Source organism: Planktosalinus sp. (assembly GCF_059864935.1).
Genome location: NZ_JCBCCK010000072.1, coordinates 1 through 11182, shown reverse-complemented (window position 1 = coordinate 11182; position 11182 = coordinate 1). Strand labels below are relative to the sequence as shown.

Genomic DNA, 11182 nt, shown 5'->3' with positions numbered 1-11182 from the left:
ACATCCCAGAAAAGCATTGATTTTAAGCGCCTTTCAGCTTCCTTAGAACCATCAAGAACCATACCAAATCCACCATTGATGACCTCTCCCCAGCCCACACCACCACCGTTGTGAATGCTCACCCAGGTGGCTCCTCTAAAGCTGTCACCAATCACATTGTGAATGGCCATGTCTGCCGTAAAACGGCTTCCGTCATAGATGTTTGAGGTCTCGCGGTAAGGTGAATCGGTTCCTGAAACATCGTGGTGGTCACGGCCTAAAATTACAGGTCCAATTTCGCCTTGAGCGATGGCATTGTTGAAAGCTTCGGCAATTTTAATGCGACCGTCACTGTCTGCATACAATATGCGTGCTTGTGAGCCCACAACGAGTTTATTTTGCTGTGCGCCTTTGATCCAGGTGATATTGTCCTGCATTTGTTGTTTGATTTCCTCGGGCGAATTTTTCATCAGCTCTTCCAAAACTTTACACGCAATGGCATCGGTTTTTTCAAGGTCTTCGGGTTTTCCCGAAGCGCATACCCAACGGAACGGTCCAAAACCAAAGTCAAAACACATGGGTCCCATAATGTCCTGAACATAAGAGGGGTATTTAAATTCACGTGGCTTCAATGGGTCTGTATTTTCTGTATTCATCACATCTGCTCCGGCTCGGGATGCTTCCAGTAAAAAGGCATTTCCGTAATCAAAAAAGTAAGTGCCTTTGGCAGTGTGTTTGTTAATGGCAGCAGCTTGTCGACGTAAACTTTCCTGAACTTTTTCTTTAAAAAGTTTTGGGTTGTTTGCCATCATTTCGTTAGACTCCTCATAAGAAATCCCCGCAGGATAATAACCACCGGCCCAGGGATTGTGCAAAGAGGTTTGGTCACTGCCCAAATCAATTTGAATGTTTTCCTTATTGAAAGTTTCCCAGACATCGACTACGTTCCCATCATAGGCAATGGAGACAGTTTCACCTTTCGCTTTAGCTTCTTTTACACGATTGACCAGTTGATCCAAATCTGAAATCACTTCATCCACCCAGCCTTGTGAGTGGCGCGTGTAAGTGGCTTTGGGGTTGACTTCGGCACAAACGGTGATGCAACCGGCTATGTTTCCTGCTTTGGGTTGTGCGCCGCTCATTCCGCCCAAACCGGAGGTAACAAACAAACCCCCTTTGGGTGATTTTTTAATTTTCCTGAAACCATTTAATACTGTGATGGTTGTTCCGTGAACAATTCCTTGCGGACCGATGTACATATAACTTCCGGCGGTCATCTGGCCATATTGTGAAACGCCCAGTGCATTCATCTTTTCCCAGTCATCGGGTTTGGAATAATTGGGAATGACCATTCCGTTTGTCACTACAACACGCGGGGCCTCTTTGTGAGAGGGGAACAATCCCATCGGGTGGCCGCTGTACATGGCCAGGGTTTGTTCATCGGTCATTTCGGCGAGGTATTGCATCGTCAACAGATACTGCGCCCAGTTTTGGAAAACGGCCCCGTTACCTCCATAGGTGATGAGTTCGTGAGGGTGTTGCGCCACGGCATAGTCGAGATTGTTTTGAATCATCAGCATAATGGCTTTTGCTTGTTCGCTTTTTCCGGGATAATCAGAAATTGGGCGGGCATACATTTTATAATCTGGTCGATAACGGTACATGTAAATGCGGCCATATTTTTCAAGCTCTGCTTTGAATTCGGGCAGGAGGGTAATGTGGTGTTTGGGCTCAAAATAGCGTAAGGCATTACGCAGAGCCAATTTTTTTTCCTCTTCCGAGAGGATTTCCTTTCGCTTTGGTGCGTGGTTTATGTTGGGGTCGTAGGGTTTTGGTGAGGGCAATTCTGAAGGAATGCCTTGTAAAATACTTTTTTTAAAGTCTATAGCTGTGTGTGTTGAGGTGTTCATAAAATAAAATTGCGTAATTATCCTTTCACAACAAAGTTACGAAAAATAGACGGCGAAGGGTTTGGGTTTTTTGTGAAATGCTTTTGTTATTTTTGCACGAAATGGTGTATCTTAAAACCTCAAAAATCCTCTATGCCAAAGAATAAAATATTAATCCTTTTTGCTCATCCATTATTTGAAAAGTCTCATGCACACAAAGCGTTGGTTGATCATATACCGGATTCTGACAATATAACCTTTCACGATTTATATGAGCTTTATCCTGATTTCAATATTGATATTAGGAAAGAGCAGGAAATTCTTTCGCAACACGATATTATTATTCTACAGCACCCCATGTATTGGTACAGTTGCCCACCCATTATAAAGCAATGGATTGATCTTGTACTGGAATACAATTGGGCGTATGGGGCAAAAGGCACTTATCTCGAAGGCAAATTTCTTTTTCAGGTAATTACAACCGGGGGTAAAAAAGAAAATTACAGTTCGTTGGGTAAAGACCGCTTCACAATTTATGAACTTTTAGAACCGTTTAATCAAACCGCTCAGGTGTGTAAGATGATATATTTGCCACCTTACGTGGTTCATGGAACACACGAAATGGGAGCAGCCGATTATATAAATGCAGCAAAAGAATACAACACACTTTTAAATTATTTAATCAATAACGAGTTAAACTTCAAAGGTGTTTTAGAAGAAAAATACCTGAATGACTGGTTTCAAAGGCAAAAACAAACATAAGTATGGAGACAAATTTTTTACTTGAAGCCATTATTTACCTTTCTGCAGCTGTCATTTGTGTGCCCATTGCAAAGCGTTTTGGGTTGAGTTCGATTTTAGGATATCTTTTCGCAGGAATTGTCATAGGACCTTCACTTTTAGGACTTATTGGTGAGAAAGGACAGGATATCATGCACTTTGCAGAATTTGGTGTGGTGATGATGCTCTTTCTCATCGGTTTGGAATTAGACCCTCATAAGTTTTGGAAAATGCGAAAGTTTATCCTGGGCATGGGTTCTTTACAAGTAATAGGGACAGCACTGGTGTTGTTTTTTGGTGCACAGCTTGTTCTAGGCTGGAACTGGCAAACAAGCCTGACCATTGCTCTGGCACTGGCACTTTCTTCAACGGCCATCGTTTTGCAGACTTTAAAAGAAAAAGGAAATTCAAACACCAAAGTGGGTCGTTCTTCTTTTGCGGTTCTTTTGTTTCAGGACATTGCGGTGATACCCATTTTGGCAATCATTCCGCTATTGGCATCTGATTTTGCAGTAGCACAGGCTGATGAGATGGATCATTCTGTGATTTCAGAGTTTCCGGGGTGGGTTCAAACCCTGGTTGTAGTAGGAACTATTGCGGCTATTTATTTTATTGGAAAATATGTCCTTGTTCCTTTGCTTCGCATTGTTGCAAGAACCCGTTTACAGGAACTTTTTACAGCTTCAGCATTGCTTGTTGTTGTTGGCGTTTCATATTTAATGGAATTGGTTGGTTTGAGCCCGGCATTGGGTGCCTTTATGGCTGGGGTGGTTTTGGCAAATTCTGAATTTAGGCATGAGTTGGAGGGTGATATTGCACCTTTTAAAGATTTGCTTTTAGGATTATTTTTCATTGGGGTGGGAGCCTCTATAAACTTTTTGCTGATATGGGAAAATCCCATTTTCATAATACTTTTTGTTTTGGCTCTCACAGTAGTTAAATTTTTTGTCCTTTATGGTGTAGGTTTACTTTACAGAAAAAATATAGACCAGAACCTTCAGTTTTCAATAGGTTTGAGTCAGGCAGGTGAATTTGGGTTTGTGATTATGAGCTTTTCCATGCTCCTGAATATTGTTCCAAATGATCTTGCAAATAATATACTTGCTGTAATAGCCCTAAGTATGTTGCTAACACCCTTTTTGACATTGATTAATGAACGTTTGGTTTTACCCAATGTGGGTGTAAAACGAAAGGGGGATGACCCTGAGAATCCTGTCATTGATGAGGAAAATGAGGTGATTATTGCCGGTTTTGGACATTTTGGAAGTACCATAGGTCGTTTGTTGCGAGCAAATAAGTTGGATATAACAGTATTGGACCATGATTCAAACAGGGTAGAGGTATTGCGAAAAATGGGCTTCAAAGTATATTACGGTGACGCTACCCGACTGGAGTTGCTGAAAGCTGCAGGAGCAGATAAAGCCAAACTTTTTATTGCAGCCATTGACAACCCGGCAACTAATCTAAAATTAGTGGAACTTGTGCGGAAACACTTTCCCAACTTAAAAATACTCGCTCGTGCCCGCAACAGGGTGGATGCTTATGAATTAATTGATCACGGGGTAGAAAATTTCTACCGGGAAACCTTGTACACGGCTGTACATATGGGAGTTGATGCCCTGGTGCAATTGGGTTTCAGGAAATATACAGCAAACAGGCAGGGACAGCAGTTTATAAAGTATGATGAAGAAACCACTTTGAAGTTGGCTGAAAAGAGGCACGATAAAATGGCTTATCTGGTCACTGTACAAGAGGAGGTGGAACTTCAGGAAGAATTGTTAAAACGCGACCTTCATACCTTGGATCAGGGAAATGATCATGCTTGGGATAGTGAACATTTAAAAAAAGACAAGACGAACACCAACCTTAGATAGTGTTTGTTTTTTTGTCGTAGCCATAGGGACAATGCCTGCAACCGCACTGACAACAATACCCGCGTTTTAAATGATATTTTTCTGTAAAACATTTGTAACCTTCAGGCGTGAGGTAATAATCACCATCACCAAGAAGCTCGGGTTTATTTCCTTCAGTAGAAGACGTGCTTTTATTATTTTCGTCTTTTGAGGATGTGTTTTTTAGGTTCTTTTTTCCGAATACATTCACGGTGCAAAAATACTAAATACTTTTTCAAGAGTAAAGAATGGTTGTTGTTATCCCTTTTTTCTTTTCAAAACGTTTTTCCGGTATAGTGATTAGGACTTTTATTCTCTTAAAAAGTTAAACTCAAATAACAGATAGGGTTTTTATAAACCAGGAGCGCATTCATATAAGGTTGCAAATTGAAATGCTGGTTTTTCCTTTTTATTTTTGGTATGGAATTGAATTCTTGTTGCGTTTGTTGCACTATAAGGACAGGTATATTGCTTACCGGAACATTAGCTTTGAATGTGAAGCCTATCATGAAAATGAACTTTACTATTTAAAAAGAAGAAAGTTTTGGAAATTTACGAGATACATAAAAATGAAAAACCACCGATTGCTGTGGGGAATGATATTGTAATATTAAAAAACCATCGTAGTTTTGTAAAAATCGGCAGGCAGCCTGACAGATACTTATACGATGGTTGTTTAATATTTGTTTATTGGTGTAAAATTATAAAGATTATTTTATTTGACGTCAAAAAGAATATATTTTCGATAAAATGATTTCATAAGTAAGAAAATACCTATTAATATTTGTATTTGCGTTGTAAATGATAACTGAAAATCTGTTTAATAAAAAAAATGAAATTGTTTCCCTGCTCAAAATTGATTTATATGTCAAACGAGAGGACTTGATTCACCCCCATATTTCAGGTAATAAATTCAGGAAACTGAAATACAATTTGCTTGAGGCAAAAAACAATAAATTAGATACTATATTAACTTTTGGTGGTGCCTTTTCAAATCATATAGCTGCCACTGCCGCAGCCGGAAATGAATTTGGATTTAAAACTATTGGTGTTATCAGAGGTGAAGAGTTGGTCGAAAAAGTGGCTGAAAACCCTACCCTCGCTTTCGCGAAAGCAAACAATATGCAACTGCATTTTGTGTCAAGAGAACAGTATAAACAAAAAAATACCATAGATTTTATTGTAAAACTGAAAGAGAAGTTTGGAGATTTTTACTTATTACCCGAAGGAGGCACAAACAAATTAGCTGTTAAAGGTTGTGAAGAAATCCTTACTATTGATGACAATGAATTTGATGTTATATGCGTTCCGGTTGGAACAGGTGGAACTCTTGCAGGAATTATAAACAGCAGTCAACCTCATCAAAAAGTAATCGGGTTTTCTGCTTTAATGGGCAATTTTCTGAAAAAAGAAGTTGAAAAATGGACCAACAAAACAAACTGGTTTATAACAGATAATTACTGTTTTGGCGGTTATGCTAAAATAAATCAGGGACTTATTGAGTTTATCAATAAGTTTAACTTTGAAACCGGGATTCCGCTCGACCCCATCTATACCGGAAAGATGATGTACGGCATTTTACGTATGATTGAAGAAGGGAAAATTTCAAAAAAATCTCGTATTTTAGCCATCCATACAGGTGGACTGCAGGGCATTTACGGAATGAATGAAAAACTCAAAACACAAAAACTCCCACTTATCGATGTATAATATGCGTACTTTCCATTTAATTTTGATTTTATTGACGCTTGCCTTTTTATCCTCTTGTGGCACTCAAAAAAAGGTGCCAAAAAAAATCCCAAAAGAAAGAGAAATCGTAAGGCCTCCGGTAAAGGAAACTCCTGTAATTGTTGAAGAAGTTAAGGAAACACGCCCTGCCACAACTATTGCAACACCACCTGCCAATGCTTCTTATGAACAAATAGTTGAAGTCTATATTCAAAACTTTAAAGAAGTTGCTAAAGAAGAAATGCTGCTTTATGGCATTCCTGCAAGTATAAAAATTGCACAGGGAATTTTGGAATCCGGTGCAGGTCGAGGGAGTTTAACCAGCAGATCAAACAATCACTTTGGTATAAAATGTCACGTTGGGTGGACCGGTGAAAGTGTGCGTCACGATGATGACGAACTCCAAGAATGTTTCAGAAAATACAATGACCCCAGATATTCATTCAGAGATCATTCACTATTCCTAACCAGCCGACCAAGATACAGTAATCTATTTACCCTAAAAAAAGATGATTATAAAGGTTGGGCAAGAGGACTAAGACAGGCCGGCTATGCTACTGACCCTAAATATCCTGATAAACTCATAAGTATTATCGAACGATACGAACTTTACAAACTCGATCAGGAAGTTTTAGGAACGGAGGTTAGTGTCGTAAAACCCGATTCTTCTAAGGTAAATACCTATACTGTTAGAGTAGGAGACACTCTTTATTCAATAGGCCGAAGGTTTAATATTCCTGTTGAAACTTTAAAGCAATACAACGGTTTAGCCTCAAATGAAATTCAGGTGGGTCAAATTTTGTATCTGAACCCAAAAAATTAAGAAAAAAAATGATTTATAAGAGAAGCAGTGCTTTATTTTCTGAAGCAGAAAAAGTCATACCCGGCGGGGTCAATTCACCTGTAAGGGCATTTAAGGCTGTTGGAGGCACTCCAATTTTTGTGGAAAATGCCAAAGGAGCTTACCTCTATGACGCTGATGGAAATAAACTTATCGATTATATTAATTCGTGGGGACCAATGATTTTAGGTCATGCCCATGAACCTGTTGTAAATGCTGTTATCGAAAAAGCACGACTTGGAACCTCATTTGGAATGCCCACCGAAATCGAAACTCAAATTGCCCAACTGGCCGTTTCGATGGTACCCAATATTGATAAAATACGTTTTGTAAACAGTGGCACAGAAGCCTGTATGAGTGCTGTGCGACTGGCCAGGGGATTTACTGGAAAAGATAAAATCATAAAATTTGCAGGATGCTACCACGGGCACAGTGATTCATTTCTTATACAAGCGGGAAGCGGAGCGGTGACATTTGGTTCGCCAAACAGCCCAGGTGTTACTCAGGGAACAGCCAAAGACACAATTCTGGCACGTTTTAATAATTTGGAAAATGTATCTGAATTGTTTGAAGCCAATAAAGATGAGATTGCCTGTATCATCATTGAGCCTGTACCCGGAAATATGGGATGTATTCCACCCAAACCCGGATTTCTGGAAGGCTTGAGGGATTTGTGTGATCAATACAACGCTCTTTTGATTTTTGACGAAGTAATGACAGGGTTCCGGCTTGCAAAAGGTGGTGTACAGGAGCTTTATAACATAAAAGCAGACCTTGTTTGTTTTGGGAAAGTGATTGGAGGTGGTTTGCCGGTTGGCGCTTTTGCAGGGCGAAATGATATTATGAATTACCTCGCTCCGGTTGGACCGGTTTATCAAGCCGGTACATTAAGCGGGAATCCGTTGGCTATGGCTGCCGGTTTGGCCATGCTTGCTGAATTGAACAACAATCCAGGTATTTTTGAGTCAATCAATAATAAAACTGCTTATTTGCACAAGGGGGTTAGCGAGGGTTTAACAAAACAGGGAATTACACATACTATAAATAGGTTGGGTTCAATGATATCGGTGCATTTTTGTGAAGAAGAAGTGGTTGATTTTGAGTCAGCTGCAAAAGGAGATAACGACACCTTTAAAAAATTCTTCCACGGAATGCTAAAGGAAGGGGTTTATATTGCTCCAAGTGCTTATGAAACTTGGTTTATTTCAGAAGCGCTTTCTTATCAGGATTTAGACGATACAATCACTGCCTGTGGAAATGTAGCCAAAACCTTGTAATAAAAAAGCCGGATATTATCCGGCTTAGTTTTCTGTTAGGAAGGCATTATTTTTCAATACTTGCCAAATATCGATTGTATTGTTCAGGAGTTAAAATGGCTTTTACTCTCTCGTCTAAAGTCGCATCTATTTCTTTTTTTGCAGCAGCGACTGTGGGGTTGCTTAAATCTTGTCCGATTACTTGCTTAGCATAAGCAGATTCCTTTTTTACAAGGGCTCTCCACATTGCTTGTTGCTGATCTCCATTCAACTCTAAGGTTTTGGTTAATTCAGCTGTCTTTGTTTTTGCAATGTCCTCAGGTTTTTGTTGTGCATTTGCATCCTGAGTGTTAAAAGCTATTGCAAACAAGACTACTATTAGAGTAATTATTTTTTTCATTTTGATTTGGGTTTAAAATTAGGGTAACTAATATAGTTATATTTTGTATTTAAACCAATAATTAAGCCAAAAATAGATACTTGATTAAAAGATTTACTTTTGGCTTTTATTAAAATTTCAATGCTATTCTTAATTTTTTACTTTATTCCTCTTACTCTTGTTTTTACTCTCTTTCCAGGTGTTGTACTGGCTTTCTGTGAGAATGGCTTTCATTTTATCCTGATGGGATTTTCTCATATCCAACCTCTTGTTGGCCTTTTCGTAATATCCGGCTTCTTTGGACTTGCTTTGCATTTCTTGTTTTTTCGCTGCACGCTCCTTTGCCATTTCAAGTTGGAGATTTAGCATTTGCTTTTGCTGAGCTTCGGTTAAGTCAAGCTGTATGGCAAGTCTTTTTGTGTTTAATTCAGCGCGCTGTTCGGGAGTAAGGTCTTGTCTTTCCTGTTGCATTTTTTGGCGCATTTCCTGATTTCTTTCCCTGTCCTGGCTAAAACCTACTGCAGTCACAAAGGCTAAAGCGATAATCATTAATTTTTTCATAATTCTTTTTTTAATGTTGTTTGCCTTTTGGACAACAATAATATCATTTGGTTTAACGCTTCAGGAAATATTGATGATACTTTAACAAAAAAAGGAACCCGTTTGGGGTTCCTTAATTTTGTTGTTTGAATGTAATCTTATTTTATTTCAACAAAAAGGGCTTCTTCAGTTTTTTCAACTCCGGCCATTTTTTTTGATGTAAGGCCTTTGATAGCTTGGTCCCATTTTTTGTTTGAGAGTGCCGCTTGATTTTTTAAGTCATCCAACTGCATTTTTTTGTTTGGTTTTAAAATATCCAATACCATTTTTTCTTCTTCGGTGAGTTCCACTTTTCTTTCGGGTTTCATCTGTGGAAAAAACAGTACTTCCTGAATGGAAGGGTTGTTGGTTAAAAACATGATCAATCTGTCCATTCCAATTCCCAGTCCGGAGGTAGGGGGCATGCCATATTCTAGAGCTCTCACAAAATCGCGGTCAATCAACATCGCTTCATCATCACCTTTTTCGCTTAAGCGGGCTTGTTCTTCAAAACGCTGAAGTTGATCTATGGGGTCGTTTAGCTCGGTATAGGCATTGGCAATTTCCTTTCCGCAAACCATTAGTTCAAATCGTTCTGTAAGTTCAGGATTTTCACGATGTACTTTACAAAGGGGGCTCATTTCCTTGGGATAATCGGTAATGAACGTGGGTTGGATAAAGTTCCCTTCACATTTTTCACCAAAAATTTCATCAATGAGTTTTCCTTTACCCATGGTTTCATCAACGGCAATACCCATTTTTTTTGCGGCTTCCCTCAATTCATCTTCGTTTTTACCGGAAATGTCAAACCCTGTATATTGCTTAATCGCGTCTGTCATCGTGACCCTTGGGTAAGGCACTTTGAAGTCGATTTCGTATTCTTTAAACTTGGCTTTTGTGGTACTGTTAACGGCAATGGCACAGTGTTCAAGTAGTTGCTCTGTAAATTCCATCATCCAATTGTAGTCTTTATAAGCCACATAAATTTCCATTGCAGTAAACTCAGGATTGTGGGTTCTGTCCATTCCTTCGTTGCGGAAGTTTTTTGAAAATTCATACACACCGTCAAATCCGCCAACGATAAGTCTTTTTAGATACAATTCGTTAGCAATTCTCAAATACAAAGGTATGTCCAGCGCATTGTGATGGGTGACAAAAGGACGTGCGGCAGCTCCACCGGGGATGGATTGTAAAATAGGGGTTTCCACTTCAAAGTAGCCTCGTTCATTGAAGAATGTACGCATAGCATTAAAGAGCTTGGTTCGCTTTACAAACACCTCTTTTACGTGCGGGTTGACAACCAAATCGGCATAACGCTGGCGGTAGCGTTGTTCCGGGTCGTTGAACTCGTCATGAGTGTTTCCTTCACTATCTGTTTTTGGGAGCGGAAGCGGCCTGAGTGATTTGCTTAAAAGTGTGAAGTTTTTGACCATTACGGTTTTTTCGCCCACTTGTGTATTAAACAACTCTCCTTCAATGCCAATGAAATCACCAATGTCCAAGAGTTTTTTATAGACTTCATTATAAAGTGTTTTGTCCTCTCCGGTGCAAATTTCATCCCGGTTAAAATAAACTTGTATGCGACCTTCAGCGTCCTGTAATTCGGCAAAAGAGGCTTTTCCCTGAATCCTTCTGGACATCAAACGACCGGCAATCACCACTTTTTTTCCTTCTTCAAAGTTTTCCTTAAGTTGCTTGGTTGTGTGATTGACGGGATATAAAGCTGCCGGGTAGGGATTGATATTCAAAGCCCTCAACTGATTGAGTTTTTCTCTGCGTACGATTTCCTGTTCTGAAAGTTGCATAGTGTATGTGCTTATTTTAGAATGGGCAAAGATACGTTTTTGTTAAAATAATTT

General features: G+C 39.4%; 9 protein-coding genes and 1 pseudogene. 5 read left to right on the top strand and 5 right to left on the bottom strand.

The window, feature by feature from the left end:
• Positions 1-1889, bottom strand: a 1889-nt coding sequence (gene hutU / locus AC6F75_RS03245) for a urocanate hydratase (protein WP_500713516.1), incomplete at its 3' end; no start/stop codon positions are given.
• 132 nt (positions 1890-2021) lie between these two features.
• Here hutU and AC6F75_RS03240 point away from each other — a divergent pair.
• Entirely contained in the window at positions 2022-2630 is a 609-nt protein-coding gene (locus AC6F75_RS03240) for an NAD(P)H-dependent oxidoreductase (protein ID WP_500713515.1), read from the top strand.
• Positions 2631-2632: 2 nt separating this feature from the next.
• A complete protein-coding gene (locus AC6F75_RS03235) occupies positions 2633-4522 on the top strand; it encodes a monovalent cation:proton antiporter-2 (CPA2) family protein (RefSeq protein WP_500713514.1) in 1890 nt (629 codons plus the stop codon).
• Here AC6F75_RS03235 and AC6F75_RS03230 read toward each other — a convergent pair.
• Positions 4515-4649: pseudogene (locus AC6F75_RS03230) on the bottom strand (DUF5522 domain-containing protein); the annotation flags it as partial. The gene AC6F75_RS03235 and the pseudogene AC6F75_RS03230 overlap by 8 nt on opposite strands.
• A 692-nt stretch (positions 4650-5341) precedes the next feature.
• On the opposite strand from AC6F75_RS03230, the gene AC6F75_RS03225 reads away from it, so the two are divergent.
• The 3 genes from AC6F75_RS03225 to hemL all read left to right on the top strand — a co-directional run bounded on the left by AC6F75_RS03225 (position 5342) and on the right by hemL (position 8386).
• Entirely contained in the window at positions 5342-6250 is a 909-nt protein-coding gene (locus AC6F75_RS03225) for a pyridoxal-phosphate dependent enzyme (RefSeq protein ID WP_500713513.1), read from the top strand.
• Between the two features lie 73 nt (positions 6251-6323).
• Positions 6324-7091 carry a glucosaminidase domain-containing protein gene (locus AC6F75_RS03220; protein WP_500713512.1) on the top strand — a complete coding sequence of 256 codons (768 nt, stop codon included), beginning with the start codon at positions 6324-6326 and terminating at the stop codon, positions 7089-7091.
• An 8-nt stretch (positions 7092-7099) separates the two neighbouring features.
• The gene (gene hemL, locus AC6F75_RS03215) at positions 7100-8386 is read left to right on the top strand and encodes a glutamate-1-semialdehyde 2,1-aminomutase (protein WP_500713511.1); all 1287 of its coding nucleotides are present in this window, start codon (positions 7100-7102) and stop codon (positions 8384-8386) included.
• A gap of 46 nt (positions 8387-8432) precedes the next feature.
• On the opposite strand, the gene AC6F75_RS03210 is transcribed toward hemL, so the two are convergent.
• From AC6F75_RS03210 to lysS, 3 genes are all read right to left on the bottom strand, one after another.
• On the bottom strand, positions 8433-8765 hold the full coding sequence (locus AC6F75_RS03210) for a hypothetical protein (RefSeq protein ID WP_500713510.1): 333 nt from the start codon (positions 8763-8765) through the stop codon (positions 8433-8435).
• Between the two features lie 129 nt (positions 8766-8894).
• Positions 8895-9305, bottom strand: coding sequence for a DUF4890 domain-containing protein (locus AC6F75_RS03205; RefSeq protein ID WP_500713509.1), 411 nt, complete (start codon positions 9303-9305; stop codon positions 8895-8897).
• A 137-nt stretch (positions 9306-9442) separates the two neighbouring features.
• Complete coding sequence (gene lysS, locus AC6F75_RS03200; protein WP_500713508.1) at positions 9443-11128, bottom strand: lysine--tRNA ligase; 1686 nt, start codon at positions 11126-11128, stop codon at positions 9443-9445.
• Positions 11129-11182: the final 54 nt, after the last annotated feature.